This is a genomic window from Ruminococcus sp. OA3, from assembly GCF_022440845.1.
Taxonomy (GTDB): domain Bacteria; phylum Bacillota; class Clostridia; order Lachnospirales; family Lachnospiraceae; genus Ruminococcus_G.
In genome coordinates this window covers 1,536,762-1,553,961 of record NZ_JAKNTO010000001.1, presented here as the reverse complement: position 1 = coordinate 1,553,961, position 17,200 = coordinate 1,536,762, and the positions used below count along the sequence as shown (strand labels likewise).

Here is a 17,200-nt window from a genome sequence, read left to right as displayed (position 1 = left end):
ATTTTACAAAGTTTTAGCCCTTGACAATCAAAAATTTTCCCTGTACCAAAGTAAAAAAAGGTATACTGTCCAGATTTTTCTGCTGTTATCCCTTTTCCCGTTTTTGTGTTGGTCCAGCAATACTGTCAGTCTGTCTTTTTCAAAAAATTTCTCTGCGGTTTCGCTCTCAAATTCCGCTCTCACGATTCCCTGATACGGTTCCTGCATCAGCCACTTTCGAAGAGGGACCGGAAATCCCAGTTTCCGCCTTTTGGATGTCTCCTGCGGGAGATATCCGCCGGAAACACTGCGGAAAAATGATTTCGTCTGTTTACGCGTAACTCTATGCCTTACAGGAACGGAAAATGCTGCTTTCGCGACTTCCTCATCCAGATAGGGAACTCTTACTTCGAGTCCATGTGCCATACTGATATGGTCCGATTTTCTCAGGATATCGCCGCGCATCCAGAAGTTAATGTCTATATACTGCATCCTGGTTATGTCATCAAGGCCTTCTGTTTCGGCATAATATGCCGCTGCAACATCCTGTTCCGTATATGTGACCAGTTCTTTGTTCTTCAGCAGTTCTTTAACTTCCTGGTTTTTGAATATATAGGCATTTCCTATAAAGCGTTCCTCCACGCTCTGTCCGGCCCTGATCAGATATTCCCTGCCTTTAAATGAAAACGGCAGACACTCCATCATTTGCCGCAGGCGGCGCCGTATCTTTGCCGGCACGATACGCACAAATGGTTCCAGCGCCAGTGCAGACTGGTAGATGTTATACCCCCCGAACAGTTCATCTGCCCCCTCCCCGGAATAAACGACTTTAACATCCCTTGCCGCCAGTTCACAGAGATAGTAAAGTGGTATGATAGACGGATCTGCCACCGGCTCATCCAGCGCCTTCAAAACCCAGGGAACCGCCTCCCAATACTCTTCTCGGGTAATGAGTCTGGAATGATTTGTCATCCCGTTGACCCGGCTCAGTTCCTCAGCTTTTTTTGTCTCGTCATATTCGGCTTCCTCAAATCCGATACTGTATGTCTTTTCCATCTTTCCTGCTACAGCCAGAAAAGAAGAGTCTATGCCTCCTGACAAGAAGGAACCAACCTCGACATCACTGAGCTTATGAGCTTCAACAGAATTCAGAAGTGCCTCCTCCAGGCGTTCCTCTGCTTCCTCTCTGCGCATAGTCTCTTCAGCGTTAAATCTGGCTCTCCAGTAACGGTGAATCTGCATCTTTCCGTTTTCGATCATCATATAATGTCCCGGCAGAAGCTGGTAGATACCTTTATAAAATGTTTCTTCAAGCGGATTATACTGAAAAGACAAATAACCCGGAAGTACATTTTCATTCAGCTCTTTTCTCACATCAGGGTGCGCAAGCAGTGCCTTGATCTCCGATCCAAAACAGAATCCATTATTCTGTGTGCAGTAAAACAGCGGCTTGATGCCGAATGGATCCCGTGCGATAAACAGGGTCTTGGATACTGTATTCCACAGTGCAAAGGCGAACATCCCCCGGAGCTTTTTCAAAACATCAACACCATATTCTTCATATCCGTGAAGAATCACTTCCGTATCGGCATCTGTTGTGAATACATGTCCTTTCCGCTGCAGTTCTTCCTTCTGCTGCAGATAATTGTAGATCTCACCATTGTAGACCAGGACAAGTGTTTCGTCTTCATTCCACATTGGCTGTCTGCCGTTGTCAAGTCCTATGATGGAAAGCCGGCGCATGGCAAGAGCGATCTCCTCATCAACGTAATACCCGTCATCATCAGGACCTCTTGTAATGATTCTGCTGTTCATTTTTTTTAAAGCAGTTTCGTTTTTTTCATACTTCCCCTCGGAAAGAAATCCGGTTATTCCACACATTACTTTCTCCCTTTTCATACGTACTTTTAAACACACTGTTTTTATTATAACAATTCTGCCCTTTAAACAATATAGAAATTATCTTAAGAATTATAAACTTTTTCTATTAAAATTACATATACTATAAAAACGGCATTGAGGTGGTCGCTTTGCGCCTTTTTGAACTGCGACAAAAAGAAGTTATCAATATCTGCAACTGTAAAAGCCTCGGCTGCCCGGTCGACCTGGAATTTGAATGTAAAAGCGGCCGTATTACCGCATTGATCATCCCCGGTCCCGGCAAGCTGTGGGGGCTCATGGGCCGGGACTGCGAATATGTGATTCCATGGGAGTGCATTAAACAAATCGGAGATGATATTATTCTTGTTGAAATCCGCGAGGATGTATGTCTGAAGAGGTTTTAACCGTGCCGCGGCTGAATTTCCTTCCTGCGAATCCTGTGATTATCATAATGCAGGATGATACATAAAGTATTCAGCAACTTGTTTTCAAATTGTTATTTCTGACAGTGATAAAGGGCTGCAGTTCCGTTTTCGGCGGAACTGCAGCTTACTGCTGGCAGCAGATGTATCCTCAGGAAAATCCATATCCCGGTATGTTATTATTAACAAACGTGGCAGCCTCCAGCGCTGGAAATCCCGATATCACGATATCGGTAACAACGGGATGTGAAGCGTGGTTATCAGGGAACTCAAAATAAAGTGTATATTCATCACCGTTATAAACTGCACGCGTCCCGCCATCTGCAAATTCCGCGGTATGTTTCTTAAAAATCAACGACCGCTCACCCGTCATCCCACCTACTTTATATGCTGTAAAATCAAAAGATGTATCTGTAATATCTGAAATATCAACTTCACAGTAGTCATCCTCAATATACAGCCCGTCAACGACTTTTTCCTCATCAAAGCCTGTAACTACACTGTCAAAGTACGTCCCTTCATATAACTGGACTTTAGCACTCACCGCAGATTCCCTGTCGTGATTCTCCGCGGGCACTTCAGCATCTTCCGGTGAGTCCTTCTCTTCGTCAGCCGTTATGACTTCCGGCTGCTGAGTCGTTTCCGCTTCCGGTGTCTGCTGTACATCCAGGGTCTGTTCCGGTGTCTTCTTGGCTTCCCGGGTCTGTTCTGGTTTGGGCAATTTTTCACCCGTTTTTTCTCCCTGGTCCGCCGAAGACGTATCTTTCACACCCGTATCAGAGCCGGACTGTACTTTCCCGGTCACCGGTGCGCTGGGAGCATCTGTTTCCCCTTCATTTTTGTTCACAGAACATCCCACCAGAACATTGGCAACCACTAAGACAAACGTGAGCATCAAAATTGGAATGATTCCCTTTCTTAACTTCGCAGCTTTCATCATATACCAGATCCTTTCTTTAAATGCCGCCTTACTGTCATTCAGGCTTGCGGTGAGATAGTGTGAATTCCCTGAAGCTGCTGTTTTCAGCAGCAGCCTGTTATAGACTGCGTGATCACTCTTCGGATATCCGGCTATTACATAACAATCACAGATGTATTCGATATCTTTGTCCGCTTCCCTTATCATCCAATGCAGCAGCGGATTGAACCAGTAGACCGTATCGACAATCAGCAAAAACATCTTATACCACAGGTCTTTATGCCGGTAATGAAACAGCTCATGTTTCAAAATCAGTTCCAGTTCCCGGTCTGTGTAGGGAACATCCGGCAGATAAAGATACGTTCTTCCAAGCCCTGCTAAAACAGGCGACTGCACTCTCGGATTCATCATCAGTTTCGGTACTCTTTTGATATGTTTCTCAGTACATGCCGCACGGTATATTTTAGTTATTTTGCTGTTTTTCACCGGCATTCCCCAGCGTCTAAGCCTATCGAGCGAACGGTAATATGAGATAAGCCTGCCAAATGCCAGAAATAAGAAACCGGTCAGCCAGATATAACAAAAATAAGTCAGTATATCCGTCAGCGTAAGCGCAGGTTCTTTCTGCTCATAAGTGTTGCCGCTTAGTCCCGCTTCTTTTTCCTGCACCTGAGACACATCCGCCAAAGGCGTGTTCCCCACTGTATGATGTACTGTGCCAGGGGTATTATCCTGCTGCCTGATCTCCAGTCTTACAACTGCCCGTTCATTCGAAATATTAACCGGAAACATCAAAAATAATGAGATCAGCAGCCACATGGTATATTTCCACCGGACAGAATATCTGCCTTTGAATACACGTGAAAGCAGTATGACTGCAAGAATACAGGCTGCAGCGAATATATTAACTTTTAAAATATGAAGAATCGTATTAACCATACACTGACCCCCTCGTGTTCTCTTACCTCGTTTTTCTCTAATCTCTGTGCTTTTCCAGTTCTTTTAAGAAGTCATTTAATTCATCCAGATCTTCTTCGGCAATCTGATTCCCCTGATACAGGGATGCCACAAACTTTTTAATGGAATTTCCATACAGTTTCTCCAACACAGTTTTACTTTCATTCTGCAGATACTCTTCCTGCCGGATGACCGGAGAGTACAGGTTACTTTTTCCCTGCTTTTCAATTTTTACAAATCCCTTTTTCTCCAATCTGGTCAACAGCGAAAGAATCGTTGTCGGTGCAAGGTCCTTCTTTTCATTTACGACAGCCTCAATCTCCATCCGGCTCATCCTGTCATGTCCGTTCCACAGCACAATCATAATATCCAGCTCTGAGTCGGGCAGTCTTTGATATTTGCTCTTCATACTGTTTTCCCCTTTTCCCATGCATATTTCTATTCTTCTACATATGTAGAACTTATTTCATTCTACACCTGTAGAAGAAATTTGTCAATGATTATTAAGTACAGGGCGTGAAAAAATCCCGCTTGCGGGATTCTTTTTCTGCGGCGGGTTGCTTCAGCGACATGATTCCCTTTTGCCACGGTGCGATCCTGTGAAACAAAAAACGGCCTGCCCCAGGGCAAGCCGTTAAACTGCAAAAAATCATTTCCCAGTCAATATTATATGCCATTCATTATGAACGTCACTCATATCTCACAATCTCTTTCTTCAGCCGCTTCATAATGCGTTTTTCAAGTCTTGAGATATAGGACTGTGAAATACCAAGCATATCCGCAACCTCTTTTTGTGTCTTTTCCTTACCGTCCGGTGACTGCAGACCATACCGCAGTTTAATAATGATCTGTTCCCTGTCAGACAGTTTGCTGATGGCTTTTCCCAGCAGCTTACACTCTACTTCGTGTTCGATATCGCGGTAGATCACATCCTCATCTGTCCCCAGAATATCTGACAGCAGCAGCTCATTCCCATCCCAGTCCACATTCAGCGGCTCATCAATGGACACTTCCATTTTTGTTTTATTGTTTCTTCTAAGATACATCAGGATCTCATTTTCTATGCAGCGCGAGGCATAAGTTGCAAGTTTGATCTTCCTGGTCGGATTAAATGTATTGATCGCTTTGATCAGGCCTATGGTCCCGATGCTTATCAGGTCTTCCACACCCACACCGGTATTGTCAAATCGCTGTGCGATGTACACCACAAGCCGCAGATTATGTTCTATCAGTTCATCCCTGGCTTCCTTGTCCTGCTGGCTGCCCAGGTTCTCAATAACGACCGCCTCCCGCTCTGCATCCAGCGGTGCCGGCAGTACATCAGTTCCTCCAATATAAAAAATTTCTCCCGGTTTTTTAAAGATCATTCTCGAAAATCCAGGAAACATCCCAAACCGAACACGGTTCGGCAATACAGCATGTATCATATTCTTTCCTCCTAACCGTCTACCAGATCCGGATTTAAAATCATCTGGCACTGTCCTGCAAACGACCGGTGGCCCTTTGCCAGTGCGATAACCGGCTGATCGACTGTCCTGCTCATAGTTTCATTTTTTACCACCAGGGAATCCAGCGTGACCGCAAGTATGACTCCCTGTGTACACCCCACACTTTGGAACGGGATGTAATGTGGATGGAACTGCAGCAGTTCGTCCTGTGAGAACAGACTTTCCACTACGCTTTCATCCACAATGGATACCGGTTTTTTCGATATTGTATCGAACAGCCGGTTTCCGGTGTCATATAGTCCCTTGACTTCCTTGCATTTCCCTCCTGCGTACAGCACTACTTCATAAAGATTTGTGACATTTCCCTTTAATCGCGTGTATACCAGGATGCCCGCGGTAATGACCAGATAACTCACGGCCGCAAGAAGCAAAAAAGTCCAAAAACCAGATTTTGTCAGATGGGTCTGCAACCTAGTCAGCAGACCGCCTGTAAGAAATGACGCCAGATATAAGAGCAGCAAGCCTTGTAATATTTTTTTCCAGCCTTTGATTTTGCATCCGAACTTTACCATCAAAGTATTGATTACCACATGCACCAGTACCGTATTCAGCAGCCTCCAGTCCGGAAGCTGTATGATGATGAGCAGACAAAGCGCAAGCGCTCCGAACACTGCCGCCGCCAGACTTCTCAGATGTGTGGCAGAACATCTGAGTATTCGGCTTACGATTCGCAGCAGAAAATAATCCATCACCATATTTGTTACAAAAAAGACGTCTATGAAGATCTCATAGTACACAAAACACCCCCCATAACCTTTGAATACGCACTTACTGGAATAAGCAAGATTCATTATAGGTTATGAGAGGTGTTAATTTTGTCAAAAGTACGCTGTCGGATTTTATATCTTTTCGACAGCTTTTCCCTCTAAGATTTTTAATTATGTAAAGTAAATTACTGCATACTTCTATGAAGTGAGCCAAGCATCTGCCGCATCTCTTCTATAGGCAGCTGTCCGGGCGCAGAACACGCCTCTGTCGCAGCAAAAGTAACACTGGAGCCGAAAACCTCGCCGCTGATACGGCTTACAGCCCCCATACCCGCCATGGACATGGTAATGATCGGACGCGTGGTACGCTTCGTCTCCTCATGCGTAGCCGCAAGAAGTGTCAGCACATCTTGCGGGTCCCGGGGCATCGCAGCAATTTTCAGAATATCCGCGCCTTTCAGCTCCATTCTGTCAAATATCGCCAGAAGCTCCTCTTTTGCGGGGGTTTTCGTAAAATGGTGATTCGATCCGACAACAACACATCCATTATGATGAATTTTTTGGATCAATGACTGTACAATCTCATCACCTCGGAAAATCTCGACATCAACCGCATCCACAAGCTTTGTTTCGGCTGCTGCCGTGTTTAAGTTTACATAATATTTTGTCGAAATATCCAGAACCCCGCCCTCTTCCTGCGTGCGGAAGGTGAAAAGAAGAGGAATATCGCATAAAATAGCGCGAACTGTCGACAGAACTTCTTTTACGCTCTGCAAATTTTCGACATTTTCAAAGAAATCCGCTCGCCATTCCACCAAATCCGCCCCCGCAGTCCTGGTGCCTTCCGCCTGCCTTATAATATCTTCTCTCGTTCTTCCAGTTATGGGAACGCAGATTTTCGGTATACCGTTTCCTATCATCAGCTTTCCAAGCTGTATGGGTTGTATCATATAATTTCACCTGTCTCTCTCTCAAATTAGAGGCGTCAGCCTGTACCAGCCACGCGATGCGCTCATTATACCGTTCTAAAAGTCCCTTGTCAATCTTTACACTGGCAGGATCTCATGATAAGCTAAGTGAGTGAAACTTACGATTTGGAGGAAAAACGATGACAGACATCTCTATTACCGGCCATACAAAACTGACGGGACTCCTTGGAAGCCCCGTTGCCCACAGCATGTCCCCCCTTATGCACAACGAAGCGTTTCGTGCGCTGAAGCTCGACTACGTATATCTCTGTTTTGAAGTAGGTGAGGAAATGCTGTCCACAGCCGTCAACGGACTGAAAGCAGCCGGCATCCGAGGCTTTAACCTGACCATGCCGAACAAAAATAAGATCATGGAACTCATGGACCGCCTGTCCCCCGCTGCAGAACTGATTGGAGCAGCCAACACTGTCGTCAATGACAACGGGATACTAACCGGTTATAATACAGACGGTATTGGTTTTATGCAGTCTGTCCGTGATGCAGGTCACAATATCACCGGTGATACCATGACTCTTCTCGGCGCGGGAGGAGCCGCCACTGCGATCGCTGCTCAGGCTGCCCTCGACGGGTTACGTGAAATCCGCATCTTTGCAAGACCAACCAGCCGCTTCTACAAACGGATACAGGCATTGACTGACAAGATCAATCAGATAACAGACTGCCGTGCCATCCTGTGCGACAATGCAGATCAGAAAGCCCTTAAAGACTCTCTTGATTCCAGCACAATTCTGGTTAATGCGACTTCCGTCGGCATGCATCCGGACACGTCTAAATCTTTGATCACGGATCCTGCATACTTTCACAGGGGTATGATCGTCTCCGATATCATCTATGAACCGCGCAAAACACGGCTGCTGTCTCTGGCAGAATCTGCAGGGTGCCAGACGCTGAACGGTCTTTATATGCTTCTGTATCAGGGCGCTGAGGCATTCCGCCTGTTCACCGGACATGATATGCCCGTATCACTGATAAAACAGAAGTATTTCCAGTGACAGATAAAACTGGCTTCCGGGTTTGCAGTACCCGGAAGCCAGTTTTTTAATACATGATACTTAATCAGATTTTAAAAATAAGCGCCTTAACCAGCGTGCTTAATCCCGCGCAGATAAATACAATCGTAATGATTCTCTTTATCGCAGCTTCACTCAGCTTACTGTCAACACGGCTTCCAAAGAACATGCCGAAGACAACACCCACCGCAGATATCAGTGCCAGTTTGATAATGTCCAGCGTATAGAAACCGGTGAAAATGTAAATCAACAGACGTATCGTATTCTCAATAAAGAAAATAAAGCACATCTGCCCCCGGAACTGGTTACGATTTACATAACCTGTACGTTCGATGTAAGCCACAAAGAACAGGTTGATCCCATATAGCCCTGCCGTAAAACCCGACGCTATCGACACAAGAATCATAACAATCAGGTTTCCTGAAGATTTTGTCGACTGTTTTCTCGTCAGCATCTCCACACCGCAGATCACGATAACGAGCCCGAGCAGTGCCTTGAGCACCCAGGAGGTCGCATACTTCAGGCACAGCATTCCCGGAACCATACCGATCAGTATACAGACGATCATCGGTATGGTCGATTTGACAGAAAAAGCTTTTCTGTTCTTAAATGCTATGTAAAGATTCAGCGGCCAGTTCATCAGCAGATTCATCGGTGTGATCTGATTGTTCTGCATCGTAGTCAATGACAGCATCGGATTTGATATCAACGGATCTCCAAACCCCGCCAGTCCTTTTACAAAATACGAACAGAATTGAACAACAAACAAAAACAGTGCAAATCCAATTGTAATTTCCATACTCATATTCCCCTTCTCGATCAACATTGCATCAATTATACTACTTTTCGGAGAATTTGTCTTTTATTTTATTGCATACTTCACAAAAATATGGTATCAGGTTTTCTTTTGCAGATTACGCATGGGGGATATCCGTAAACTCAGAAATCTCCCTGTTTATGGTGCACAGATCCCCCACATTCATATCATGCAGGTTTCTGTGACCCGTGATACGCGCGAACGTCTTCAGCTCCTCCCTCGTACAATTTAGGAAATTTGCTACACGCTGTGCCGCTGCATCCACTTTCAGGCGTGCCCTAAGCTCAGGATCCTGAGTCGCAACCCCAACCGGACACATTCCACTTCCGCAGATCCGATACTGCTGACATGCCGCCGCTATCAGCGCTGCCGATGCGATCGCAACTGCGTCAGCGCCCATCGCGATCGCCTTTGCAAAATCCGATGAGACCCGCAGTCCGCCGGTTATGACCAGCGAGATATCGGAATGAACAGAATCCAGGTACTTTCTCGCGCGATGCAGTGCATATACTGTCGGAACGCTCGTCGCATCCCTTATCAGGCGGGGACTGGCTCCTGTCGCACCTCCCCGGCCGTCGATCGTGATAAAATCCGGTTCGGCAAATACGCAGAATTCCAGATCCCTTTCAATCCTTCCGGCAGCGATCTTAATGCCGATCGGGCGCCCATCCGAGCGCTCGCGCAGGCTGCGAACCAGATCTCTCAGATCTTCTTTTGTATTCAGCTCAGGAAATCGGGAAGGACTGATCACATCCTGACCCAGCGGCTTGTTGCGTATTTCTGCAATTTCCGGCGTCACCTTACCTCCAGGCAGATGTCCTCCCATGCCGGGTTTCGTGCCCTGCCCTATTTTAATCTCTACCGCATCTGCCTTCCTGAGATTCTCATCTGTCGCACTGTACCGGTTCGGCACATATTCGAAAATATATTTATGCGCCGCCTCCTGCTCCTGGGGAAGAATTCCTCCCTCACCGCTGCACATCGCTGTCCCTGCCATAGCACTCCCTTTTGCAAGTGCAACCTTTACTTCTTTTGACAGTGCTCCAAATGACATATGCGATATGTACACGGGACCGCTCAGGATCATTGGTTTTTTTGCATGTCTGCCAATTACGGTCATCGTGTCTACAAATTCATGTTCATTAAGCGGCGGGGGATTCAGCTGTGCCCCAAGCACCAGAATATCTTCCCAGCCCGGCATCTGCATCTGTGTTCCCATCGCCTCGATGATCGGCTTTCCGGTAACTGCCATTTCGTGAATTTCCTTCATAAAGCGGCATCCTAAATCCACTCTGGCATACTCCGGTGGATACGCAAGGTCCGCACTTTTGACCTCTGTATCGGGCTCACCCTCCGCTGGCTGTTCTGGTTCGCCAGCTTCTTCCAACCGTGTGAATTTGTCCGCAGGCTGTCTGCAGACCGGACAGACCGTCAGTTCGGCAAACGGTTTTCCTTCTTTTTCTTCATCATAAACGTACCCACATACACTGCATTTGTATTTCGCCATAACATCCTCCCAATAAAATAAAATCAGTAACTATTATTAGTTTATCCCATTTTATTCCATATGTCAAGAAAATGAGCGTTTGAATTCCGTATCCCACACAGGGATACAAAATTCAAACGCTCATCACAGAACAGCGTCAGTTGACACTGTACAAATATATTCCGTTATGCACTCATTGCTACTTCCGATTCTTCAGGAAATCCGGAATCTGAATATCTTTTTTCGGCACATTGCTTGCTGTCGGTGCGGAAGCCTGTGAAGGCATCTGCAGCTTTGGCATTGTGAATCCCTGTGCCTGTGTAAAGGAAGGAGTTTCCTGTTTCGTCTCAGTCTTCGGCATACTGAACATGCTCTTGCCGCCAACACTCGGCTGTTTAGATGTGGCATCATCAAGTCCTGTTGCTATCACAGTGATTCTTGCTGTATCCACATCAGAATCATCATACATTGCACCGAAGATAATATTGGTATCCTCACCAGCCAGATCCTGAACATAGCTTACCGCATCGTTCGCATCCATAAGTGAGATATCACCGGAAATATTGACAATGACATGAGAAGCACCGTTGATCGTGGTCTCAAGCAGCGGGCTGGCAACGGCCTGCTGTACTGCCTCGAGTGCCTTGTCATCCCCTTTCGCCTCGCCGATACCGATGTGTGCGATCCCTTTATCGATCATTACAGTCTGAACATCTGCGAAGTCAAGGTTGATCAGGGCCGGCAGATTGATCAGGTCTGTAATGCCCTGCACTGCCTGCTGCAGCACCTCATCAGCTTTTTTCAACGCCTCCGGCATTGTTGTCCGGCGGTCAACGATCTCAAGGAGTTTGTCATTCGGAATGACGATCAGTGTATCAACGTTCTCTTTTAACTTATCAATTCCCATAAGCGCATTGCTCATGCGTGTTTTTGCTTCAAAACGGAATGGTTTTGTCACTACGCCGACTGTCAGAATACCCATCTCTTTCGCGAGCCCTGCCACAATCGGAGCCGCACCGGTACCGGTACCACCACCCATGCCGCAGGTTACAAACACCATATCAGCACCTTCGATCAGTCTGCGCACCTCATCAACGCTCTCTTCCGCTGCCTTCTGTCCTACCTCAGGCTGTGCACCGGCGCCAAGACCTTTGGTAACCTTTTCACCAATCTGAAGTACAGTAGGTGCTTTACATAACGTCAATGCCTGTTTATCTGTATTAATTCCGACGAATTCAACACCGCCGATCGCTTCATCTACCATGCGGTTTACAGCATTATTTCCTGCCCCACCTACTCCGATGACAATTATCTTTGCAGATGATTCCGCTTCATTTGACATAATCTCTAACAAGGTACTTCCTCCTTTTGCACTTTCGCATATCTTATTCCCCGAAGGGCATTCTTCTTTCTTTCGTTTAGCTACATATAGATATATAATATAATCTCTCGTCCAATTAATCAACCATTTTTTTATTTTTTTTAGTATCCGCCGTCGCTGTCTCCGCCGTCCGTTTCCATATTCTGGGAAGTACTTTCGCCCGTCCCTGATGTATCTGTTCCGGAATCCGTTTCCTCATCGCCGGATGTATCTGCTCCCGGATCCGTTTCCCCGCCGCCGGACGTATCCGCTTCGGAGTCTGTATCCTCATCACCGGTTATGTCGTCTCCGGAAGTATCGTCTCCCGAATCTCCTTCTCCCTCACCTGAGGTGTCGGCTTCTTTGTCCTGATCGTCAGTCTCCTCCTCCGGCACATCTTCCGTAAAAATGATGTTCACCGTACCCTTGGAATAGTCCTCCAGATGCAACACACCTGATTTGCCCGAAACCTTTGGCAAAATCGCAGCCACCCTGGTAATCTTTTCTTCCAGCAGAGTATCCGGTCCCAGTGTCACTCTGATGTTTCCATAATACAGTGTAATGTTATAATTATCATCAAATTCCACACGTTCTGGCTGAATCTCATATTTATCCACAATCCGTGCGATTCCGAGCACCGTATTGAACACACCCTCGTTTTCCACCGGAAGTTTCTCTTCCATCACCACGTGCCTGAATTTCAAGCCTGTGATAAAAGGTATATCTGTGACTGCAGCATGATATGTGGTCTCATTCTCATCCCGGATCTCTTCCGGCTCTACCACATCCGAGTCAGCATCCTCCGCCTGGATGACATCACTTACTTCAGGTGCCACCTCACTCTCAACCACGATGCCGTCCTTGTCGAAATACATATTGCAGTCGAGATACCTGACGTAACCGATCACCTGCTTTTCATTGACATGCAGCCGGAGCTTATGAGAAGATACCATTTCCACTTCTATGGAACTGACAAACGGCATTTTTTCTGTCTGGATTTTTTTCCTGAATACTGACATCAAAAATGAATTCGATGCAAATGGACCTTTTAATACCTCTGCCTGAACATCCTCAGTCGTATATCTGGTATTTCCTACCACTTCAACTTCTTTCACATGAAAAACGGCGAGAAAGACGATGACGCCAATGAGCAGCACCAGTACTATCCCGCCCAAAATCATGCGAAGCAATTTTTTTCCTATTTTTCTTCTATAGCGTGGAGTATTCATCCGTATAATCCTTATTCCCCTGTTAATTCAATCTTTCCCCCAAGCGCCGCCAGGTTTTGGCACAGATTTTCATATCCCCGTTCTATAAAATGAGGATTCTCAATGACCGTCACCCCTGAAGCCGAAAGTCCCGCCAGTACGAGAGCGGCACCGCCTCTCAGTTCTTCAGCAAATACGTGCTGCCCATATAGTTCTCTGCCTCCAAAAATCAGCGCATCTCTGCCATCTATCAGTATATGTGCCCCCATACGGTTTAATAGTGTTACAATCTTAAACCGTTCTTCAAATATTTGTTCTCGGATCAGACTGTTCCCCGGTATCGTTGCAAGCACACTCATCAGCAGTGACTGCATATCGGTCGGAAACCCCGGATAGCCTGCAGTCTCTATAAACGGCACCGGAAAACTGATCTGCCGGCTGTCCGTTACTAGTTTACCACTGTTCAGATGATATTGTCCACCCATTTTCTCATAGACAGACAGGATTGAGGCAAGTTCCTCGATCGGTGCATTTTCAAGCGTGACCTCTCCGCGTGTGGCTGCGCCTGCAAACAGGTACGTGCCTGCGGCGATACGGTCAGGCGGGATCCGGTACTTTACATCATGCAGCTGTTTCCCTCCGGACACCGTCAGCATATCCGTCCCACCGCCCCGAATATCCGCACCCATGGCATTTAAAAAATTGCAGAGATGCAGGATCTCAGGCTCCCGTGCACAGTTTCTGAACACGCTGACACCATCTGCCAGCACTGCCGCCAGAATTGCATTTTCCGTAGCCCCGACACTGGATTTGGAAAAAGTCATATTGACCGGTTGGATCTTTGCACAGACTGCATGCAGTATTCCTTCATTTTCCTCAATTCTGGCCCCCATCTCCTGCAGCAGTTTCAGATGCAGGTCGATCGGCCGTTTCCCGATCGTACAGCCCCCCGGATACGAAATTTCTATACACCCGGAACGCCCCAGCATGCTGCCCATTAATACGATAGAAGACCTCATACGGTTGGCATATTCTGAAGGCACGTACGTTTTATCAATGTTTGTACAGTCAAGCATCAGTGTATTTCCATTCCAGGCCGTCACGGCACCGAGTTCTTTTAAGATCGCTTCCATGCACAGTACATCTGTGATTTTTGGACAATTATAAAGCGTTGTGACTCCCTGATGCAGAAGCGCGGCCGCCATGACCGGCAATGCCGCGTTTTTGGATCCCTGTATGTATACAAAACCGGAAAGAGCGCTTCCTCCTTCAATTCGAATACTCTGCAATCGGCACACTCCCCATTTCAGTTATAAATTATTGTATTCAATTCACCTCCGATTGGTTACAGAAATTCCTGTTTTTCGTAACGGCTCACGGCGAGCGCAAGCCCCATCTCCCCCAGCAGAAACAGCACCGATGTACCGCCGTAGCTGACAAAAGGCAATGTTATTCCAGTATTTGGAATGGTATTTGTCACCACCGCGATATTTAAAATAACCTGAATCGCCATATGTCCCATGATGCCGGAGGCTATCAGTGACCCCAAAAGATCCGGTGCATGTGTAGCGATCACCATCAGCCGCCAGATCAGAAAGCTAAAGATCAGCATCAGAAGGATTGCACCGATCAATCCTGTCTCCTCACAGATAATAGAGAAGATCATATCATTCTGAGCCTCCGGCACAAAACCCAGTTTCTGCAGACTGCTTCCCAGCCCCTTACCGAAGATTCCCCCGCTTCCGATCGCATACAGCCCCTGGATCGTCTGAAACCCCTTATCATAGCTCTCCGGGTCCCTCCAGACGGCCAGCCGCTCAAGCCGATAACTCTCCAGACTTAAAAACACGGTGATAAATGCGATTCCGGCCCCTCCGATACCGATAAACTGCATATACTTTGGATTCGATACAAAGATGAGAATGACACCGATTCCCAGAATGATGATCGCTGTACTCAGGTTGTTGGTCCCGACCAGCCCTACGATCGGAAGGACAGCCAGCATGACACTCGCCATAAACCAGATACTGGTCATCTTACCTTTATACTTGCTGATGTGGTACGCCAGAAACAAAATCACCGCCACTTTCGCAAACTCAGACGGCTGAAAAGAAAGAGGTCCCAGTGACAGCCACCGTTTAGAGCCGTTGTATTCGTCTCCGAACAGCAGAACTGCCAGTGACAGCAGCATTGATATAATATAAAGCGGTGTCGCAAACCGTGCAACGATATGATAATCAATTCCCGCCACCACATAAAGCACAAGGAACCCGAGTGCTGTCGCAAACAACTGCTTTTTAAAGTAATACGCGGGATCATGAAATTTGACGCGTCCGTTGTACGTGCTTGTGCTGTAGAGCAGCACCAGACCTGTCAGCACAAGCAGAATGACAAGCACCAGCAGCGTAGCATCCAGCTTTTTCTTTTTATTACCTTCCATCGGCCACCGCTTTATCTTTTTCTCTCATTCTATGAATGTTTTTACCAAAATATAATACAGGGACAGGCCAATTCTGATCTTATTTGGCCTGCCCCTGTCAGTTAAAAGCCTGCTGCCGCAACCTTTTACTGCGCTGCAGCGAACTACAGTTCATTTACGTATTGCTTGAACATATCTCCGCGCTGCTCGTAATTATCAAATTGTCCCCAGCTCGCACATGCCGGGGAGAGCAGTACTGCATCTCCCGGATTTGCCTTCTCTGCACAGATTTTTACCGCTTCTCCCAGTGAATCTGCCAGAATTATACTGGTAAAACCGCACGCGCGCGCTTCCTGTTCTATTTTTTCCCGTGTCTGTCCAATCAGGACCAGATACCGAACTTTTCCGTCGAAAGATTTTATCCATTCCGTGTATTCCGACTGCTTGTCATACCCGCCGCCGATCAGCAGCGTCGGACGGTCCATCGCCTGTATTCCTTTGATGGCCGCATCGGGATTCGTACCTTTGGAGTCGTTATAGTAGACGACACCTCTTTTCTCAGTCACATACTCGATCCTGTGTTCCACCGCCTTAAAATTCCGAATCGTATTTCGTATGCTCTCGATGGGAACCCCGGCATAGATTGCGATAGCGGCTGCAGCCATCACGTTCTCATGATTATGACGTCCCGGCAGTTTCAGGTCTTTGACCTCTGTGACCATGACCTCATCTTTATCCTTGCGGAACAGGATTCTGCCGTCTTTCAGGAAAATCCCCTGTTCCAGTTCCCTGCAACTCGAAAAGAATACAACCCGCATCCGTTCCTTCAGCTTCTCTCCGAAAGCCCGGAGCACTTCATCTTCATAGTTGAGGACACAGACATCATTTTCACTCTGGTTTGCCGTGATCAGTTCCTTCACCCTTATGTACTCTTTCATCGTGTGATGGCGGTTCAGATGATCTTCTGTAATATTCAGGATTGCGCTCACCCGGGGTGCAAAATCCTGTATGGTCTCCAGCTGAAAACTGCTGATCTCAGCCACCGTCACAGAAGCATCCGTCATTTGCAGCGCCAACGATGTGTATGGTGTCCCGATATTCCCTACGATATAGACTTCCGGGAAATAATCCTCCATGATCTTTCCTGTCAAAGCCGTTGTCGTCGTCTTTCCGTTCGTACCGGTGATCGCGAGTATCTGCCCTTTGCTCATCTGGTAAGCCAGTTCCACTTCACCCCAGACTGGAATTTTGCTCTCTTTGATCCGGATCACTTCCGGTATATCCGTCGGAACACCCGGACTCAGAACAGCAAGCACAACTGAGGCAAGTACTTCATCCGGCAGATGCCCAAGCACGATTTCTGTATTTTCCTTTTGTTCCAGCCTGTCCAGAATATCTTCCCTGGACGCATTTTTATTTCCATCATAGATCACCGGCACTGCCTGTACCCTGTGCAGAAGGTCCGCCGCTCCGATCCCACTGACGCCGGAGCCAAATACCAGTACTCTTTTTCCTGTTAACTTCATTTCAATACTCCT

At 46.9% G+C, this 17,200-nt stretch carries 15 protein-coding genes; 2 read left to right on the top strand and 13 right to left on the bottom strand.

The genetic code is table 11. The features are described 5' to 3' along the window. Window positions 1-27: 27 nt before the first annotated feature. Window positions 28-1,860: an asparagine synthase (glutamine-hydrolyzing) gene (asnB, locus tag MCG98_RS07025; protein WP_240301332.1), complete on the bottom strand. Its 1,833-nt coding sequence runs from the start codon at window positions 1,858-1,860 to the stop codon at window positions 28-30. A 149-nt stretch (window positions 1,861-2,009) separates the two neighbouring features. Between asnB and MCG98_RS07020 the strand changes: the two genes are divergently transcribed. Further along, on the top strand, window positions 2,010-2,264 hold the full coding sequence (locus tag MCG98_RS07020; protein WP_240301330.1) for a YlmC/YmxH family sporulation protein: 255 nt from the start codon (window positions 2,010-2,012) through the stop codon (window positions 2,262-2,264). Between the two features lie 169 nt (window positions 2,265-2,433). Here MCG98_RS07020 and MCG98_RS07015 read toward each other — a convergent pair whose 3' ends face one another. The 5 genes from MCG98_RS07015 to aroD form a co-directional block, all read right to left on the bottom strand. Further along, on the bottom strand, window positions 2,434-4,140 hold the full coding sequence (locus MCG98_RS07015) for a M56 family metallopeptidase (RefSeq protein WP_240301328.1): 1,707 nt from the start codon (window positions 4,138-4,140) through the stop codon (window positions 2,434-2,436). A 37-nt stretch (window positions 4,141-4,177) separates the two neighbouring features. Then, the gene (locus MCG98_RS07010) at window positions 4,178-4,567 is read right to left on the bottom strand and encodes a BlaI/MecI/CopY family transcriptional regulator (protein WP_240301326.1); all 390 of its coding nucleotides are present in this window, start codon (window positions 4,565-4,567) and stop codon (window positions 4,178-4,180) included. Between the two features lie 280 nt (window positions 4,568-4,847). Beyond that, window positions 4,848-5,546: an RNA polymerase sporulation sigma factor SigE gene (gene sigE / locus MCG98_RS07005; RefSeq protein WP_044983295.1), complete on the bottom strand. Its 699-nt coding sequence runs from the start codon at window positions 5,544-5,546 to the stop codon at window positions 4,848-4,850. A 50-nt stretch (window positions 5,547-5,596) separates the two neighbouring features. After that, window positions 5,597-6,403 carry a sigma-E processing peptidase SpoIIGA gene (locus tag MCG98_RS07000; protein ID WP_240301324.1) on the bottom strand — a complete coding sequence of 269 codons (807 nt, stop codon included), beginning with the start codon at window positions 6,401-6,403 and terminating at the stop codon, window positions 5,597-5,599. A gap of 155 nt (window positions 6,404-6,558) precedes the next feature. Further along, on the bottom strand, window positions 6,559-7,323 hold the full coding sequence (aroD, locus tag MCG98_RS06995) for a type I 3-dehydroquinate dehydratase (RefSeq protein ID WP_240301322.1): 765 nt from the start codon (window positions 7,321-7,323) through the stop codon (window positions 6,559-6,561). 158 nt (window positions 7,324-7,481) lie between these two features. On the opposite strand from aroD, the gene MCG98_RS06990 reads away from it, so the two are divergent. Continuing rightward, entirely contained in the window at window positions 7,482-8,354 is an 873-nt protein-coding gene (locus tag MCG98_RS06990) for a shikimate dehydrogenase (protein WP_240301320.1), read from the top strand. A 64-nt stretch (window positions 8,355-8,418) separates the two neighbouring features. On the opposite strand, the gene MCG98_RS06985 is transcribed toward MCG98_RS06990, so the two are convergent. The 7 genes from MCG98_RS06985 to murD form a co-directional block, all read right to left on the bottom strand. After that, window positions 8,419-9,171 carry a sulfite exporter TauE/SafE family protein gene (locus MCG98_RS06985; protein WP_240301318.1) on the bottom strand — a complete coding sequence of 251 codons (753 nt, stop codon included), beginning with the start codon at window positions 9,169-9,171 and terminating at the stop codon, window positions 8,419-8,421. Between the two features lie 115 nt (window positions 9,172-9,286). Next, window positions 9,287-10,696 (bottom strand): glutamate synthase-related protein, encoded by a 1,410-nt coding sequence (locus MCG98_RS06980; RefSeq protein ID WP_240301316.1) that lies wholly within the window; start codon window positions 10,694-10,696, stop codon window positions 9,287-9,289. Window positions 10,697-10,874: 178 nt separating this feature from the next. Continuing rightward, a complete protein-coding gene (gene ftsZ / locus MCG98_RS06975) occupies window positions 10,875-12,029 on the bottom strand; it encodes a cell division protein FtsZ (RefSeq protein ID WP_345891631.1) in 1,155 nt (384 codons plus the stop codon). Window positions 12,030-12,157: 128 nt separating this feature from the next. Continuing rightward, a complete protein-coding gene (locus tag MCG98_RS06970) occupies window positions 12,158-13,264 on the bottom strand; it encodes an FtsQ-type POTRA domain-containing protein (RefSeq protein WP_240301314.1) in 1,107 nt (368 codons plus the stop codon). 11 nt (window positions 13,265-13,275) lie between these two features. Then, on the bottom strand, window positions 13,276-14,532 hold the full coding sequence (murA, locus tag MCG98_RS06965) for a UDP-N-acetylglucosamine 1-carboxyvinyltransferase (RefSeq protein WP_240301312.1): 1,257 nt from the start codon (window positions 14,530-14,532) through the stop codon (window positions 13,276-13,278). Between the two features lie 56 nt (window positions 14,533-14,588). Next, window positions 14,589-15,683, bottom strand: coding sequence for a putative peptidoglycan glycosyltransferase FtsW (locus MCG98_RS06960; RefSeq protein WP_240301304.1), 1,095 nt, complete (start codon window positions 15,681-15,683; stop codon window positions 14,589-14,591). A gap of 143 nt (window positions 15,684-15,826) precedes the next feature. After that, window positions 15,827-17,188 (bottom strand): UDP-N-acetylmuramoyl-L-alanine--D-glutamate ligase, encoded by a 1,362-nt coding sequence (murD, locus tag MCG98_RS06955; protein ID WP_240301302.1) that lies wholly within the window; start codon window positions 17,186-17,188, stop codon window positions 15,827-15,829. Window positions 17,189-17,200: the final 12 nt, after the last annotated feature.

Coding starts and splice junctions, on each gene's coding strand:
- asnB (WP_240301332.1), bottom strand. CDS start 1,860: ATGTGTGGAATAACCGGATTTCTTTCCGAGGGGAAGTATGAAAAAAAC.
- MCG98_RS07015 (WP_240301328.1), bottom strand. CDS start 4,140: ATGGTTAATACGATTCTTCATATTTTAAAAGTTAATATATTCGCTGCA.
- MCG98_RS07010 (WP_240301326.1), bottom strand. CDS start 4,567: ATGAAGAGCAAATATCAAAGACTGCCCGACTCAGAGCTGGATATTATG.
- sigE (WP_044983295.1), bottom strand. CDS start 5,546: ATGTTTCCTGGATTTTCGAGAATGATCTTTAAAAAACCGGGAGAAATT.
- aroD (WP_240301322.1), bottom strand. CDS start 7,323: ATGATACAACCCATACAGCTTGGAAAGCTGATGATAGGAAACGGTATA.
- MCG98_RS06990 (WP_240301320.1), top strand. CDS start 7,482: ATGACAGACATCTCTATTACCGGCCATACAAAACTGACGGGACTCCTT.
- MCG98_RS06985 (WP_240301318.1), bottom strand. CDS start 9,171: ATGGAAATTACAATTGGATTTGCACTGTTTTTGTTTGTTGTTCAATTC.
- MCG98_RS06980 (WP_240301316.1), bottom strand. CDS start 10,696: ATGGCGAAATACAAATGCAGTGTATGTGGGTACGTTTATGATGAAGAA.
- MCG98_RS06970 (WP_240301314.1), bottom strand. CDS start 13,264: ATGAATACTCCACGCTATAGAAGAAAAATAGGAAAAAAATTGCTTCGC.
- MCG98_RS06960 (WP_240301304.1), bottom strand. CDS start 15,683: ATGGAAGGTAATAAAAAGAAAAAGCTGGATGCTACGCTGCTGGTGCTT.
- murD (WP_240301302.1), bottom strand. CDS start 17,188: ATGAAGTTAACAGGAAAAAGAGTACTGGTATTTGGCTCCGGCGTCAGT.